The organism is Acidovorax sp. GW821-FHT11A03 (genome assembly GCF_058809075.1).
The window spans coordinates 336,212-352,406 of record NZ_JBXASG010000002.1; the positions used below are offsets into that span (position 1 = coordinate 336,212).

The 16,195-nt window shown below is 66.7% G+C and carries 14 protein-coding genes; all 14 read right to left on the reverse strand.

What is annotated here, in order from left to right:
• Window positions 1–557 precede the first annotated feature (557 nt).
• The 14 genes from AC1RVY_RS05275 to AC1RVY_RS05340 all read right to left on the reverse strand — a co-directional run bounded on the left by AC1RVY_RS05275 (window position 558) and on the right by AC1RVY_RS05340 (window position 16,063).
• Window positions 558–1,334, reverse strand: coding sequence for an enoyl-CoA hydratase (locus AC1RVY_RS05275; RefSeq protein WP_218293215.1), 777 nt, complete (start codon window positions 1,332–1,334; stop codon window positions 558–560).
• Window positions 1,335–1,406: 72 nt separating this feature from the next.
• Entirely contained in the window at window positions 1,407–2,267 is an 861-nt protein-coding gene (locus AC1RVY_RS05280) for an acyl-CoA thioesterase (RefSeq protein ID WP_369641377.1), read from the reverse strand.
• A gap of 27 nt (window positions 2,268–2,294) precedes the next feature.
• Window positions 2,295–3,182 (reverse strand): alpha/beta hydrolase family protein, encoded by an 888-nt coding sequence (locus tag AC1RVY_RS05285; protein WP_492805621.1) that lies wholly within the window; start codon window positions 3,180–3,182, stop codon window positions 2,295–2,297.
• 283 nt (window positions 3,183–3,465) lie between these two features.
• Window positions 3,466–4,665, reverse strand: coding sequence for an acetyl-CoA C-acyltransferase (locus AC1RVY_RS05290; protein WP_492805622.1), 1,200 nt, complete (start codon window positions 4,663–4,665; stop codon window positions 3,466–3,468).
• 15 nt (window positions 4,666–4,680) lie between these two features.
• Window positions 4,681–5,190, reverse strand: a complete 510-nt coding sequence (locus tag AC1RVY_RS05295) for a DUF4442 domain-containing protein (RefSeq protein ID WP_492805623.1) — start codon at window positions 5,188–5,190, stop codon at window positions 4,681–4,683.
• 11 nt (window positions 5,191–5,201) lie between these two features.
• On the reverse strand, window positions 5,202–7,604 hold the full coding sequence (locus AC1RVY_RS05300; protein WP_492805624.1) for a 3-hydroxyacyl-CoA dehydrogenase/enoyl-CoA hydratase family protein: 2,403 nt from the start codon (window positions 7,602–7,604) through the stop codon (window positions 5,202–5,204).
• 85 nt (window positions 7,605–7,689) lie between these two features.
• Window positions 7,690–8,127, reverse strand: a complete 438-nt coding sequence (locus AC1RVY_RS05305) for a DUF2147 domain-containing protein (RefSeq protein WP_492805626.1) — start codon at window positions 8,125–8,127, stop codon at window positions 7,690–7,692.
• A 45-nt stretch (window positions 8,128–8,172) separates the two neighbouring features.
• On the reverse strand, window positions 8,173–9,969 hold the full coding sequence (locus AC1RVY_RS05310) for an acyl-CoA dehydrogenase C-terminal domain-containing protein (RefSeq protein ID WP_369641372.1): 1,797 nt from the start codon (window positions 9,967–9,969) through the stop codon (window positions 8,173–8,175).
• A gap of 4 nt (window positions 9,970–9,973) precedes the next feature.
• Window positions 9,974–10,714, reverse strand: coding sequence for a TetR/AcrR family transcriptional regulator (locus AC1RVY_RS05315; RefSeq protein WP_218293207.1), 741 nt, complete (start codon window positions 10,712–10,714; stop codon window positions 9,974–9,976).
• Window positions 10,715–10,891: 177 nt separating this feature from the next.
• Window positions 10,892–11,554: a nucleoid occlusion factor SlmA gene (slmA, locus tag AC1RVY_RS05320; RefSeq protein ID WP_492244294.1), complete on the reverse strand. Its 663-nt coding sequence runs from the start codon at window positions 11,552–11,554 to the stop codon at window positions 10,892–10,894.
• Between the two features lie 175 nt (window positions 11,555–11,729).
• Window positions 11,730–13,178 (reverse strand): sensor histidine kinase, encoded by a 1,449-nt coding sequence (locus AC1RVY_RS05325; protein ID WP_218294383.1) that lies wholly within the window; start codon window positions 13,176–13,178, stop codon window positions 11,730–11,732.
• A gap of 95 nt (window positions 13,179–13,273) precedes the next feature.
• Window positions 13,274–13,966 carry a response regulator transcription factor gene (locus AC1RVY_RS05330; protein ID WP_218293205.1) on the reverse strand — a complete coding sequence of 231 codons (693 nt, stop codon included), beginning with the start codon at window positions 13,964–13,966 and terminating at the stop codon, window positions 13,274–13,276.
• 18 nt (window positions 13,967–13,984) lie between these two features.
• Window positions 13,985–14,875, reverse strand: a complete 891-nt coding sequence (gene argB, locus AC1RVY_RS05335) for an acetylglutamate kinase (protein WP_218293204.1) — start codon at window positions 14,873–14,875, stop codon at window positions 13,985–13,987.
• An 84-nt stretch (window positions 14,876–14,959) separates the two neighbouring features.
• Entirely contained in the window at window positions 14,960–16,063 is a 1,104-nt protein-coding gene (locus AC1RVY_RS05340) for a glycosyltransferase family 4 protein (RefSeq protein ID WP_492805630.1), read from the reverse strand.
• Between the last annotated feature and the right edge of the window lie 132 nt (window positions 16,064–16,195).

Consider the following 16,195-nt stretch of genomic DNA (forward strand, 5'->3'; position numbering starts at 1 on the left):
AAGGCCCGTGTGGCTATTCGGCTGTCTGGATATTTGGCGGTCCACCCCCCTGCTGGCTGCGCCTGCGGCGGGGCGGTTGCGGGGTGAGCATGGGCGTCGCAGCGCCCATGCCTCGTGCTCTGACTCGCCGTGGTTGTCCGAGCGGCGCTGCGCAGCAGCAAAGCGAGTTCCAAGGCGCACCCAGCAACCGCCCCGACGCAGGTGGCCCCTTCGCACTGCGAAGGGGTCGCAGACTGGGGGGCGCCCTTTCTTTGGTGACTTTCTTTCGGCGACGCGAAAGAAAGTTACTCGCATGCCGGGCGACTCCCGGCCTCTGCCCTCAAACCAAGCATGCTTTTCAAACCAGCACGCCCTGGCTTCGATGGGCTCAGCCCGAACGGTAGGCAGAAACTCGATAACTATAAAAACGATAGCTGCTAGCGCTTGATAGAAAAGCGCTAGCAGCCAAAACGACCAAGAACCGGGGACCCAGAGTGCGCCGAAATCCAGCCGGCGCTTTTGGCAAAAGATCGTTCAGCCCGCTACGCGGTCTGCACCGCTATCGCGGCGGCCAGATTTCAGCTCTTGCTGAAATCTGGCTTTCTCTTTTCCATAAACGCCGAGAACGCTTCCCGCGCTGCCGGCTCGCGCAGCATGCGACCAAAGCTCGCGCCCTCTTCCGCCATCACCGCCAGCACCTTCCCCGTCTGCCCCCCCTTCATCAGCCGCTTGGTCTCGATCAGCGCCGACAGCGGCTTGGCCGCCAGCTTGCGCGCCTGCGCCTGCGCCACGCCATTGCACTCGGTCGGCGGCACCACGCGGTTGACCAGGCCCACCTCCAGGGCGGCCTCGGCCATGAACGGCTCGCCCAACAGCAAGGCTTCCGCAGCGCGGTGATACCCCAGCATCTGCGGCACCAGCAGGCTCGATGCGGCCTCGGGGCACAACCCCAGGTTCACGAAGGGCATGGAGAACGCCGCGTTGTCGCCCGCATAGACCAGGTCGCAATGGAACAGCATGGTCGTGCCGATGCCCACGGCGGGGCCACACACCGAGGCGATGATGGGCTTGGGAAAGGCCGCGATGCCGTGCAGGAAGCGGAACACGGGCGAATCCTGCGTGGCGGGCGGCTGCTTCAAAAAGTCGCCGATGTCATTGCCCGCGCTGAAGATCGCCACGTCGCCCTGGAACACCACCACGCGCACGCTGGCATCGGCCTCGGCAGCGGCCAGGGCATCGGCCATGGCGGCATACATGGTGGTGGTGATGGAGTTCTTCTTGTCCACACGGTTGAAGGTGATGGTGGCCACACCGGCTTCGGTGTGGACGAGGATGTCTTGGGTGGCGTCGGTCATGGTGGTGAAGGTTCCGGGGTCGGATGGATGAGGACGGGAGGAATGCACGGTGCAGAGCAACAGGCCGACTTCCTATTCCTTGTAGTAAACGATCTGGTGGCTCGTGGCCAGCATGGTGCCAGCCTCGTTCCACAGCTGCACGGTCTGGTCGAAGAAACCGTTGCGAAACTCCTGCCCGCGCGCCTGGCCGAGCAGGTAGCCGGAGCCCGTGGCCTGCAACTGCTCTGCCGTGGCATGGAAGTACACGGTGATGGACACCGTGCCCGCAGGCACCTGGCGCGCACGGCGCAGCCACACGCGGGGGAAGAACACGTCGGCCAGTGCCGCCAGCGAGGTGAAGTCGAGCGGGCGCGGCGGCGCGTCGCGCATCCACAGCTGCGTGAGGCTGTGGTCGCCGCTGCCGTCCCAGGTGCGCGGGATGAAACCCGCGATGGGGCGCATCTCATAGCGGCTGAGCCATTCCACCGCCCCCTTGGGCGCGACGATGGCCTTGTGCTCCGCGGGGGGAGGCACCTCGGGCATGGGCACATCGCCCACGCTCCAGGTCTCACGGCGCACCGCCGTGACGGCCGTGGCGGTGGTGGTGACCACCTGCGCGCCGTCAGCACCGGCCTGCAGGATCGACAGCGTCCAGTGCTGGGTAGAGCGGTTGGTGCGCACGGGCGTTGCCTGCACGGTGAACGCACCGGCTGTCAGTGCGCCCGCGTAGTTGACGGTGAGCGACAACGGGTCGCCGAGCCGGTCAGTGTGCTGCAGGATGGCCTGTAGCAGCGTGGCGGCGGTGATGCCACCAAACGGGCCCACCATGTTCCAGTAGCCGGGGTGGGTTTGCCCTTCGTACTGGCCGGTCGGAGCGGACGAGGCCGTCAGTTGCAGCGCCTCGTCCAGCGGGTGGGCTGCGGAGGACGAAGAAGTGGATGAAGAGGAAGTCATGCTGCGAGTGTGCCGCGAAACGACCGCTCAGGCCGTCGTACCGGAGACTTCGCCGTGGTGCACGCCGCCACCCAGGGCGGCCAGCGCCGCCGCCGCGCGCGGCCACAGGCTCTGGCGAAACTGGTCGCGAAAGAAACCGAAGTGCCCGATGCGGCGCACCTGCAGATCGGCCGGCGTGATGCTCTCCACGCGGCGCTCGGTGTTGGCGTACAAATTCACCAGGTTGTGCGTGCCCCGCAAGGTCATCAGCTCATCGTCGGCCATCGACAGCGCCAGCACCGGGAACCGCACCGCGCCATAACTCTGCGCCACCGCAGGCCCCTCGGCACCCACGCTGTAGGCAGGATGCAAGCACCAGCGCCGCCACTGCAGGATCACCCCCGCAGGCAGGTCGCCCACCTTCTTGAGCGTGCGCCCCGGAAAGTACCCGCACAGCCGCGTGGCCAGCGGCACCAGCACCCACCAGAAATACGGAACGATGCGCTTGAGCTGCGGTGCGTTGTCGCGCCAGTAGCCGCTGCCCGCGGCCACGCTCAGCAAGCCATCCACCTGCTCGGGCTTTTTCAACAGGCCCGGCAACTGCGCCCCCAGGCTGTGGCCCAGCAAGTACAGCGGCTGCGACGGCAGCGCGGCCTTGGCGGCTGTGATCACCGCCTCGTAGTCCTGTGCCCAGTCGAACAGGTCCGCCTTCACATCGCGCATGGCGCCCTGCAACGAATCGCCATGGCCCCGGTAGTCGAACGTGGTGACCCGAAACCCTTGCTGCGCCATCCACAGCGCAAAGGCCTCGTAGAACGACTGCCGCACCCCCATCGCGCCGCCGATCACGACACTGGCGCGCGGAGCGCCCTCGGGTTCGTAGACACGCAGCGCCAATGACACTGCCCCGTTGACCTGCAAAGTTTGCTTGTCCATGTCTGTCTCCTGGGTTCGAAACCGATCTGCGCCGGCTTGAAAAGAAAACTATCGCTGAGGGCAGAACCCTGGCTTCGACAGGCTCAGCCCGAACGGTTTGGGTGAGAGCAATCAAGTCTTACCCCGCCCATTCACCTGCCTTCACACCCCGCCCTCAAGGGCGTAGCGAGCGGGATCAGCTGCTAGGCGGACGGAGCACAGGAACCGGAACGTACTTGCCTAGTACGTGAGGATTCCGAGCACCGCCCAACGACGCAGATGGCCCGCGCAGTAGCCAGCTAACTCAAAGAGCTTCGATGATGCCGGCGGCGCCTTGTCCCGTGCCCACGCACATCGTGACCATGCCGTACTTCAGCTTGTGCCGACGCAGCGCATGCACCACCGTCGCCGCACGGATGGCACCAGTAGCGCCCAGCGGATGCCCCAGCGCAATGGCGCCGCCCATGGGGTTCACGTTCGCAGGGTTCAGGCCCAGCGTATTGATCACCGCCAGCGACTGGGCCGCAAACGCTTCGTTCAACTCGTACCAGCCAATGTCGTCACTCTTCAAGCCCGCATAACGCAGCGCCGCAGGAATCGCCTCGATGGGACCAATGCCCATGATCTCCGGCGGCACGCCACGCGCTGCGTAGCTCACAAAGCGGGCCAGGGGCGTCAGGCCGAATTGCTTCACCGCCTTTTCGCTGGCCACGATCAGCGCACCGGCGCCATCGCTGGTCTGCGAGCTGTTGCCCGCCGTGACGCTGCCGCGCGCGGCGAACACGGGCTTGAGCTTGGCCAGACCTTCGAGGGACGTGTCGGGCCGAGGGCCTTCGTCCAGGTTCACGGTGCGGCGCTTTTCCACCACTTCGCCGGTGGCCAGGTTGGGCGAACGCTCCACGACCTCGAAGGGCGTGATTTCGTCGCTGAACTCACCGGCCTTTTGCGCCTTGATGGCGCGCAGGTGCGATTCCAGTGCGAAGGCATCCTGCGCCTCGCGGCTGATCTTCCACTGCTGCGCGACTTTCTCGGCCGTGAGGCCCATGCCGTAGGCGATGCCCACGTTCTCGTCACGCGCAAAAATTTCTGCGTTGAATGATGGCTTGTTGCCGCCCATGGGCACGAGGCTCATGGACTCGGCGCCACCGGCGATCAGCACGTCGGCCTCGCCCACGCGGATGCGGTCGGCCGCCATCTGCAGCGCGGTGATGCCCGATGCGCAGAAGCGGTTCACGGTCACGCCGCCCACGGGGTGGTCGAACGCCAGGCCCACGGCGATGCGGGCCATGTTCATGCCCTGCTCGCCTTCAGGGAAGGAGCAGCCGATGATGGCGTCCTCGATCGCCTTGGGGTCCAGCGTGGGGACCTGCAGCATGGCGCTCTTGATGGCGGCGACCAGCAGGTCATCGGGGCGGGTGTTCTTGAAATAGCCGCGGCCCGAGCGCCCGATGGGGGTGCGCGTGGCGGCAACGATGTAGGCGTCCTGGACTTGTTTTTGAGCCATGGTGTTGAAACTCCTTCAATGCTTGGCGGGGCGGCTGGAAGGAATCCAGGCCCACGTAAATACACATTCGACCGGCTCCACGCCGGCTTCGTCGGTCACGGTGACGGTGACCTGCACCTCGCCCTTGTCGCTGGCCAACATGGCGGCGCGCTGCTCGGCGGTCAGCGTGGCCACGGCCTTCAAGCCACCCGTGGCGCGCTTCTTGAACGCCATGGACAGCTCCTTGGCCAGCGGTATGCAGTCATCGCGCACGTTCATGCCCACCACCATGCCGGTGGCCGTCTCGGCCAACAGGTTCATGGCCGAGGCGTGCACGCCGCCGATGTGGTTCTGCACGCGGTGCTCATTGGGCAGGCGCACTTCCACACGCTCGGGCGTGAGCGACACGAACTTCACCCCGGCCGTGCCGGTGAAAGGCACGGCCCGGCGCAGGATGATGTTCTGCACGAAGCCGCGCATGAAGGCGGGTGCCTCGTCCAGGCGCATCAGCGAGCGCTGGAGTTTGTTGGGGGCGTGGTCCGTCATGGCGATGGCGGTCAGTTGCGAACAGGCTTGCCTGTCGAGAGCATGCCCAGGATGCGCTCGTGCGTCTTGGGCTGTGCGATCAGGTGGCAGAACACCTTGCGCTCCAGCGTGAGCAAATATTCCTCGCTCACCAGCGCGCCGGCGTCCACGTCGCCGCCACAGACCACCTCGGCGATCATGGTGCTGACCTTGAAGTCGTAGGCGCTGATGAAGCCGCCGTCGCGCATGTTCACGAGCTGCGCCTTGATGGTGGCCAGGCCGCTGCGGCCGGCCACGGGGAACAGGCGCTTGTGCGGCGCGCGCCAGCCACTGGCGGCCATGGACTTGGCTTCGTTGATGGCCACGAACAGCAGCTCATCCTTGTGCGGGACGATGATGTCGGACTCCAGCAGGTAGCCGAGCTTGCGCGATTCGAGCGCGCTGGTGCCCACCTTGGCCATCGCGGCGGCGGTGAAGCCTTCGGTCAGGAAGGGCAGGATGTCCTTGCCGGTAGAGGCCGCCATGTTCTCGGCCGCGCGGCGCGCGATGTAGGTCAGGCCGCCCGCGCCGGGCACCAGGCCCACGCCCACTTCGACCAGGCCGATGTAGCTTTCCATGTGGGCCACGCGCTTGGCGGAATACACGGCCAGCTCGCAGCCGCCGCCCAGCGCCATGCCGTGGATGGCCGCGACGACGGGCACCTGCGCGTAGCGGATGCGCATCATCAGGTTCTGCAGTTCCTGCTCGATGCTTTCGACCGCATCGGCGCCGCCGACCATGAAGGCCGGCATGGTGGCTTCCAGGTCGGCGCCCACGCTGAACGGGGCGTCGCCGGACCAGATGACCATACCCTGGTACTCGGCCTCGGCCAGCTCCAACGCTTCCATCAAGCCTTCCATCACTTCGGGGCTGATGGCGTGCATCTTGTTCTTGATGCTGGCGATGAGTACCTGGCCATCCAGCGTCCAGGTGCGCAGGGCTTTGGACTCTGCAATGGTCGTGCCGGCGGTGCGCCAGTCGGGCAGGTTGGTCTCGCCCAGCAGCGACTCAGGGAAAATCTGGCGCTCGTACACCGGCAGCTGGCGGCGGGGCACGAACTTGTTCTGCGATGCGCTCCACGAGCCTTGCGCGGTGTGCACGCCACCGGCTTCGGCCACGGGGCCCTTGAAGACCCACTCGGGCAGCGGTGCCTTGCACAGCGCTTTACCCGCGTCGATGTCTTCCTGGATCATCTTCGCCACGTCGAGCCAGCCGGCTTCCTGCCACAGCTCGAAGGGGCCCTGCTTCATGCCGAAGCCCCAGCGCATGGCCTGGTCCACGTCGCGCGCGTTGTCGGCGATAGTGCCCAGGTGCACGGCGGCGTAGTGGAAGCCGTTGCGCAGGATGGCCCAGAGGAACTGGCCGGGCGCGCCTTCGGCGTTGCGCAGCAGGCGCAGGCGTTCGGCGGCGGGCTTCTTGAGCATGCGGGCGTACACCTCGTCGGCCTTCTGGCCGGCGGGCACGTACTCTTCGCTGTCCAGCTCGAAGCGCATCACGTCGCGGCCGACCTTCTTGAAGAAACCGGCCTTGGCCTTCTGGCCCAGGTTGCCCAGCTCCAGCAGCTTCTTCAGCACCGCGGGCGTGCCAAAGCTTTCGTAGAAGGGGTCGGTCTCGATGCTCAGGTTGTCCTGCAGCGTCTTGATCACATGGGCCATGGTGTCCAGGCCCACCACGTCGGCGGTGCGAAAGGTGCCGCTCGATGCGCGGCCGAGCTTCTTGCCCGTGAGGTCGTCCACCACGTCGAAGGTCAGGCCGAAGTTCTCGACCTCCTTCATGGTGGCCAGCATGCCGGCGATGCCCACGCGGTTGGCGACGAAGTTGGGGGTGTCGTGCGCGCGCACCACGCCCTTGCCCAGGCCGCTGGTGACGAAGGCTTCGAGCTGGTCGAGCACTTCAGGCTGCGTGGTGGGCGTGTTGATCAGCTCCACCAGCGTCATGTAGCGCGGTGGGTTGAAGAAGTGGATGCCGCAGAAACGCGGCTTGATGCTCTCGGGCAGCACTTCGGAGAGCTTGGTGATCGACAGGCCCGAGGTGTTGGACGCCAGGATGGCGTGCTTGGCCACGTGGGGTGCGATCTTGGTGTAGAGGTCGAGCTTCCAGTCCATGCGCTCGGCAATGGCCTCGATCACGAGGTCGCATTCCTTGAGCAGGTGCATGTGCTCTTCGTAGTTGGCCTGCTGGATCAGCGCCGCGTCGTCGGCCACGCCCAGGGGCGAGGGCTTGAGCTTCTTGAGGCCTTCGACGGCCTTGGTGACGATGCCGTTCTTCGGGCCTTCCTTGGCGGGCAGGTCGAACAGCACCACGGGCACCTTCACGTTGACGAGGTGGGCGGCAATCTGCGCGCCCATCACGCCTGCGCCGAGCACGGCGACTTTCTTCACTTGAAATCGGGACATGGGTTGGTTCCTTGTTGGTGGCCTGGCGCCGCCGCGCGCCGGGCACGGCGCAGGCAGACGGGCAGGCAGGCCACGGGCGTTGGGTTTACTGGACGCGGATCCAGGTCTGCGAGCGGCCGAAGGGGCCGATGGAGCCCCGCACTTCGAGCTTCTTGCCGCCGTCGATGGGGGTCATGCGCAGGGTGTAGTTGCGGCCGTTCTCGGGATCGAGGATCTTGCCGCCTTCCCACACTTCCTTGCCCTCGGCCTTCTTGGCGCCACGGATGATCTCCAGCCCCAGGAGGGGCTTGCCCTTGCGGTCGTCCGAGCATTCGTCGCAGACATCGTCGGGCTTGGCGTCCTTGGACAGGCGCTTTTCCAGCGCCCCGTGCAGCACGCCGCCGCCGATGTCGCGGATGCGGATCTCCGCCTTGGCCTCGCCGGTCTTGTCGTCGATGTTGCGCCACAGGCCTTCAGGCGTCATCTGCGCCCAAGCCGGCAATGCACCCGCTACCAAAACAATAGCTACTACCGCTTTGTACATAAGCGCTCCGTGGCAAAAAGGCTTGAAATCCGCATGATGCACCGATCAGGCCAGGGCCAGATCGGTGTCCATCAGCACCTTGCTGCCGGCACGGGCCGTGCGCATCAGCGTCGCCGTTTCAGGGAACAGCTTGGCGAAGTAGAAACGCGCGGTCTGCAGCTTGGCGCCGTAGAACGGGTCGGTGTTGCCGGCGGCGATCTCGCGCAGCGCGACCTGGGCCATGCGGGCGAACAGGTAGCCAAACACCAGGTGGCCGGCCACGCGCAGGTAGTCCACGGCGGCGGCGCCCACTTCGTCGGGGTTTTGCATGCCCTTGAAGCCGATTTCGGTGGTGAATTTGGTCATCTGGTCACCCAGCATCGCGACGGGGTTGATGAACTCGGCCATCTTCTCGTTCACGCCTTCTTCTTCCACCAGCTTACCGATCAGCTTGCCCAGCTTCTTGAGCGTGGCGCCGTTGTTGCCCAGGATCTTGCGGCCCAGCAGGTCCAGCGACTGCACGGTGTTCGTGCCTTCGTAGATCATGTTGATGCGGTTGTCGCGCACGTACTGCTCCATGCCCCATTCCTTGATGAAGCCGTGGCCGCCGAAGACCTGCATGCAGGCGTTGGTGCTGATGTGGCCGTTGTCGGTGATGAAGGCCTTCACGATGGGGGTGAGCAGCGCCACCATCTCTTCGGATTCGGCACGCACCTTTTCATCAGGGTGGCTGTGCACCTTGTCCAGCAGCAGCGTGCAGAAGATCTGCAGCGCGCGACCGCCTTCGGCGTACGCCTTGGCGGTGAGCAGCATCTTGCGCACGTCGGGGTGCACGATGATGGGGTCGGCGTCCTTGTCCTTGGCCTTCACGCCCGACAGGCTGCGCATCTGGATGCGGTCCTTGGCGTAGGCCAGCGCGTTCTGGTAGGCCACTTCGGTCAGGCCCAGCGACTGGTTGCCCACGCCCAGGCGCGCGGCGTTCATCATCACGAACATGGCGGCCAGGCCCTTGTTGGGCTGGCCCACCAGGGTGCCGATGGCGCCATCGATGGCGATCTGCGCGGTGGCGTTGCCGTGGATGCCCATCTTGTGCTCCAGGCCCGTGCAGAAGATCGGGTTGCGTTCGCCCAGCGAGCCATCGGCCTTCACGTTGAACTTGGGCACGACGAACAGGCTGATGCCCTTGCTGCCCTTGGGCGCATCGGGCAGGCGGGCCAGCACCAGGTGCACGATGTTGGCGGTCATGTCGTGTTCGCCGGCGCTAATGAAGATCTTGTTGCCGGTGATCTTATAGGTGCCGTCGGCCTGCGGTTCGGCCTTGGTGCGCAACAGGCCCAGGTCGGTGCCGCAATGGGGTTCGGTCAGGCACATGGTGCCGGTCCACTCGCCGCTGGTGAGCTTGGGCAGGTAGATCTTCTTTTGCTCGTCGGTGCCGTGGGCGTGCAGGGCTTCGTACGCGCCGTGCGACAGGCCGGGGTACATGGTCCACGCCTGGTTGGCCGAGTTCATCATCTCGTACAGGCACTGGTTCAGCACGAAGGGCAGGCCCTGGCCGCCATAGGCGGGGTCGCACGACAGCGCCGCCCAGCCGCCTTCGACGTACTTGGCGTAGGCGTCCTTGAAGCCCGACGGGGGCTTGACTTCGTGCGTGGCCTTGTCCAGCACGCAGCCTTCGGTATCGCCGCTGATGTTGAGCGGGAAGGTCACTTCGGCGGCGAACTTGCCGGCTTCTTCCAGCACGGCATTGATGGTGTCCACATCCACCTCGGCGTGGGGCGGCATTGCCTTGAATTCATCGCTGACCTTGAGCACTTCGTGCATGACGAATTGCATGTCGCGCAGGGGCGGCGTGTAGGTAGGCATGGGTTTACTCCTTGGAGGTGGTGGTTTGGTTGGAAACTTTGCGGCGCTTGGCGGCAGCAGGGGTGGCTGGCGCGGCGGCGGCCGGCGTGTCGGCGCTGTAGCGCGCCAGGATGTTGTGAAAGCCCTGCACGGCCCGGCCCATGGAGCCGGGGGTTTGCAGGAAGCGCGCTTCGTAATGCAGCGCGAGGATGAGGCCGTGGATCTCGAACAGCATCTGCTCGGCATTGGTGTCCGCGCGCAGCTCTGCGAGGCCCTTGCACTGCTCGATGGCGCGGCGCATGGCGGCGTGCCAGGTCAGCACCGAGCTGGCCAGCGCGTCGCGCACGGGGCCGGTGCGGTCGTCGAACTCGACCGCGCCGCTGATGTAGATGCAGCCCGAGTCGATTTCGATGGAGGTGCGCTTCATCCAGTTGTCGAACATGGCCGACAGGCGCGCCACGCCGCGCGGCGCGGACATCGCGGGGTAGAACACCTCCTGCTCGAAGCGGGTGTGGTATTCGCGGATGACGGAGATCTGCAGCTCTTCGCGCGAGCCGAAGTGGGCGAACACGCCCGACTTGCTCATGCCCGTGACATCGGCCAGCGCCCCGATGGACAAGCCTTCCAGCCCGATGTGCGTGGCCAGGCCCAGCGCCGCCTCGACAATGGCCGCCTTGGTTTGCTGGCCCTTTTGCAGGGCGCGGCCGGTACCGCTGCGGGCGCGCGGGATGCGGGTGACCTGGCTGGATGAAGAGGTGGCGGACATGCTGGCAAATAAAAACGAACGTTCGTTCTATTCTGCAGCAAATTCAGCGACCGGCCAAAACCCCGGGAAAAAATAGGGAGCGGCCCCCAAATCACCCGTTGCGGCGGCGCCACCGCCTGGCGGGCCCGCTCTCCAGCGTGCCGGGGCCCCGCCGGCGGCACCGCCAGCGTGGCGGTGCTAGAGAATCAGCGCGAGGCTGGCTTCCAGGTGCTCGGAAGGCGGGCGCTTGAAACCCGAGCGCGCATAGCGCTGCAGGCGACCCACCGCAAACGCCGTGAGCACGCTGGCCGCCACCTGGGCATCGACCGTGGGCGTCGCGGAGCCCGCCGCGGCCGGGCGCAGGCACTGGCGCAGGGTGGACTCGATGCGGTCAAAGAACTGGTTCATGCGCTGCTGCAGGCGCTCGTGCTCGAACACCAGGGCGTCGCCCACCATCACCCGCACCATGCCGGGGTTGCGCTCGCCAAACTGCAGCAGCACAGCCACGATGCGCGCCGCCTGCCGCTGGCCCACGTCGGGCGGCTGGGCGGGGTCGGGCACCTCGCGGCCGGTGATCTGCTGCACGAGGGTGAACACGGACTGCTCGATGAAGTCGATCAGCCCCTCGAACATCTGCGCCTTGCTCGCGAAGTGGCGGTACAGCGCCGCCTCGCTCACCGACAGGCGCGCCGCCAGCGCGGCGGTGGTGATGCGCTCCGCGCCCGGCTGCTCCAGCATGGCCGCCAGCGCCTGCAGGATCTGCACGCGGCGCTCGCCCGGCTTGGGCCGCTTGCGCGCGGCCGGCGTTTCACCCGCGTCGTCGGTGCTGGCGGGCTCTGGAAGGGGAGAAAGTTCGGACATGCAGGACAGGGGCTCTGGTAGGGCCATGCGGCCAGTGGCACCCGGCGCCCGGTTCACATGCCGGATGGGCATGCACGGGCCAGCGGCAGGCGTAAATCATGTATGGAAATGATTCTCGCACAGGCTTTTGCCCGGCCCGCACACGGACACGCGCAAGGAGCGCGCGGGGGCGGATCTACAGCGGAAACACCACAGCCACCAGCAGCCCGTGCCCCTGGGGGCCCGTCCCGAGCGTCAGGGAGGCGCGGTGCACGCGCGCGATCTCGTCGGCGATGGCCAGCCCCAGGCCCGTGCCCTCCCCCACCGTGCCAGGCACGCGGTAAAAGCGCTGCATGACGCGGGCGCGCTCCGCCTCGGGCACGCCCGGGCCGTCGTCCTCGACCTCCAGGTACACGCGGGGTGGCCCGGTGCGCCCCTGGCGCATGCCGCAGCGGATGGTGACAATGCCCCCCGCCGGCGTGTACTTGATGGCGTTGTCCACCAGGTTGGACAGCAGTTCGCGCAGCAGCCAGCCATGGCCGGTGACATGCACGGGCTGCACGTCGAGCCCCAGGTCCAGCCCCTTGCCGGTGGCCGGATCGAGAAAGGTCTCGAGCAGCGCCTCGCACAGGTCCTTCAGGTCCACGCGCTGCGGCGGCTGCGCATCCAGGCTGCGCGCGTCGGCGCGCGACAGGGCCAGCAGCTGGTGCGCGAGCTGCGAGGTCCGGCGCGTGGCATTGCGCAGCTTCTCGATCTGATCAACTCCTAAAACAATAGCGCCTTTCGCTTGACCATCCTGCGCCAGCGGCATTTGTCGATCAAAATCCGGCAGCGATACCCGCGGGCCGGCGGCCTTGGCCATCATCGCCCAGGCCTCGACCTGCGCCTGCAGGCCCGCCAGCGGGGTGCGCAGCTGGTGCGCCGCGTCGGCCACGAAGCGGCGCTGCCCTTCCGCCTGCGCATTGACCAACGCGAACAGCCGGTTGAGCGAATGCACGAGCGGGCGCACCTCGGCGGGCGACGAGGCCTCGTCGATGGGGCTGAGATCGCGCGGCGAGCGGTGTTCCACCGCTTCGGCCAGATCCACCAGCGGCTTGAACGCACGCCCCACGGCCCAGTGGATGGCCAGCGCGGCGGCGGCCACGAGCACCAGGTTGGGCAGCAGCACGCGCAGCAGAAGCTGCTGCGCCCACTGCTGGCGCGGGTCCGACCCGTCGGCCAGCGCCACCACCAGCTCGCCGGCCCCCGTGCGGCCGCGCTGCACGGCCACCCGGTAGGTCACGCCGCCAAATTCGACGCTGTGGAATTCGGGGGCCTGCGTGGTCGGCACGGCGCTGTGCACCCAGTCGTCCCCCAGCAGCAGGCGGCCGGAGGCGTCGCGCACGCTGTACCCGGCAAACCCGGCGTTCTGGCGCAGGAAGTCCTCGACCGGCGGCGCCAGCAGCAGCAGGGGCGGCTCGTTGTCACGGATCGCGGGGGCCAGTACCGAATCGGCCAGCGCCGGAAGCAGCCGCAGCAGGCGCTGGTCATGCCGTCCGGCGGCCTCATCGGCCGAGCGGTAGTCCAGCCACACGCCCGCGAGCGCGAGCAGGCACAAGGGCAGCACCAGCAAAAGCAGCAGCCGGTTGCGCAGGTCGGAGGTCATGGCGCGCAGGCCAAGCCGCTGGGAAGGAGGGGCCCGGTCCGGCATCGTCATGGTGGGCCTTCACCGGCGCGGGCGCTGAGCCAGACCGATTCCGCTCAGGCGGCCTGGAGTTCCAGCCGGTAGCCGAACCCGCGGATCGAGCGCAGCGCCACGCCATGCGGCTCGAGCTTGCCGCGCAGGCGCGAGACGTAGACCTCCACCGCATTGGGCGTGATCTCCTTGTCCCACCCCGTCAGGGCCTGCAGGAGCTTGTCCTTGCTCGCAGGCTTGGGGGCGTTGATGAGCAGGTATTCGAGCACGGTCCATTCACGGGGACCCAGTTCGATCACCTGCTCCCCTTCGCCGGTGCGGATGCTCGCGCGGCGGCCTGCCGTGTCCAGCTCCAGCGGCCCGAAGCTGAGCACCGCCGTCGTGGCGGCCTGCGAGCGGCGCAGCAGGGCCCGCAGGCGGGCCAGCAGCTCGGGCAGCTCGAAGGGCTTGACCATGTAGTCGTCCGCCCCCAGGTCCAGCCCCTGCACGCGGTCATGCAGGGCATCGCGCGCGGTCAGGATCAGCACGGGCATGGCGGGGCTGATCATGTCGGGACGGCGCAGGCGGCGGGTGAGCTCCAGCCCATCCATGGCAGGCAGGCCGATGTCGATGATAGCCGCATCGAAAGACTCCGTGCGCAGCACCTCTTCGGCGCGCTCCCCGCTGCCGACCCAATCCACGGCGTATCCGGCGTCGGTCAGGCCCAACTTGATGCCGCTGGCCACCATGACATCGTCTTCAACCAACAGCAGGCGCATAGCAGGCTACGAAAAGGGTCAGTGCGAGCGGATCATGGTCCCGTAGGCCTGGTCGGTCAGGATTTCGAGCAGCATGGCATGCGGCACACGGCCATCGATGATGTGCACGGCGTGCACGCCGGCCTTGGCGGCATCGAGCGCGCCCGCGATCTTGGGCAGCATGCCGCCGGAGATGGTGCCATCGGCGAACAGCGCGTCGATCTCGCGGGCCGTGAGGTCGGTGAGCAGGTTGCCCGCCTTGTCCAGCACGCCGGGCGTGTTGGTCAGGAGCATGAGTTTTTCAGCTTGCAGCACCGTGGCCAGCTTGCTGGCCACCACGTCGGCGTTGATGTTGTAGCTCTCGTTGTTTTCGCCGAAGCCGATGGGGCTGATGACGGGGATGAAGGCATCGTCCTGCAGCGCCTTGACCACGCTCGGGTCGATGGCCACGATGTCCCCCACCTGGCCCACGTCGTGCTCGATGCTCGGGTTCTTGTTGTCCACCATCTTGAGCTTCTGCGCGCGGATCATGCCGCCGTCGCGGCCCGTGAGCCCCACGGCCTTGCCACCGGCCTGGTTGATCAGGCCCACGATGTCCTGCTGCACTTCGCCGGCCAGCACCCACTCGACCACTTCCATGGTCTCGGCGTCCGTCACGCGCATGCCCTGGATGAACTCGCCCTTCTTGCCCAGGCGGTTCAGGGCCGTCTCGATCTGCGGGCCGCCGCCGTGGACCACCACGGGGTTCATCCCCACGAGCTTGAGCAGCACCACGTCTTCGGCAAAGTCGGCCTGCAGCGCGGGGTCCGTCATGGCGTTGCCACCGTATTTGATGACCATGGTCTTGCCATGGAACTTGCGGATGTAGGGCAGCGCCTGGGCCAGGATTTCAGCCTTGTCGCGCGGAGCAATCGAAAGAAGGTCGGTCATGGAGGCGGGCCATCCAGAGAAAACGGTGAGGCGCAAATTGTGCCGCATTCGCGCGGCACGCTGGGGTGGCCTGCGCAACAGCCCTCAGTGGCGCAGCCAGTGCGGCACCTTGAACCGCACGATGGCAAGGTACGCCATCACATAGCTGATGACGAACAAGCCGCAAAACGCCATCAGCAGCGGGGTATTGCTCCAGAACAGCACCGCCGGCACCACCGTGAGCAAGGTGAAGCCCCAGAGGTAGGGCGACGTGCGGTTGTTGCGCATCAGCACCCTGCGGGATTCGTCGTCGTGGAAAACGCCCCGCACGATGCGCCGGTAGATCAGCTGGTGAAAATGCAGTGCATCGGCCACGCCGGGGGACACGCCCCGCACCGTCTTGCGATAGATCGAGAAGACCGTTTCCCAGACGGGGTAGATCAGCAAAAGCATGGGGAACCACGGCGACACGTCGGCGTTGCGCTGCACCAGCGAAATGCTGGCCAGGGCGATGACCACGCCCCAGATATACGCCCCGCCATCGCCGGCAAACAGCATTCCCCGCGGGTAGTTCCACACCAGGAATCCCCCGGTGGCGGCGGCGGTGGACACCAGCAGCGCCGCCAGGGCGCGATCCCCCACCTGCAATGCCACGTGCGCCAAGGCCAGGCACACGATCAGTGCGACCATGCCCGCCAGGCCGTTGTAGCCGTCGATGATGTTGAACGCGTGGGGCAGCCCCGCAACGGCAAGTACAACGATGGCGATGCCCAGCCACGGGGCAGCGGCCAGCACGGAGTCCAGCCAGGGCCACCCCATGCGGGGCAGGGACAGGTCCAGCAAGACCACCGCCAGGGCACCGGATGCGCCCGTCAGGCTTAACCGATACCGGACGGACAGGCGCTGGGTCATGTCCTCCGCGATCCCCCCCAGAGCAGCCGGCAGCATGACCACCAGCCAGCCGCCGACCCATGCCCCCAACCTGAGGGAACCAGGATCTCCCCAATGGGACGACTGCAGCATGCCCAGGCTCCAGCTGCACGCGATACCCAACAGCAGCGCGGCCCCGCCCAGGCGGGGAATATCCCCGAGGTGAAACCGCTGCGGCATGCTGCTGCCATACACGGAAGCGTGGCTGCGCATCCACCGCACGATGAACCCTGCCGCCAACGCTGCAACGATGAATGCCACCACAGATAACCAGATCATGAGCGGCCGATGGTACCCGTACTCTGCGCGGATGCCTGTAAGAAAGCGCTAGCTGGCGCCACCCGCACCGGCAGCCCCATGCGGTTGGCTTGGAATACGGCCCCCCACTGCAGGAAGCCGGAAGTGGCGCCC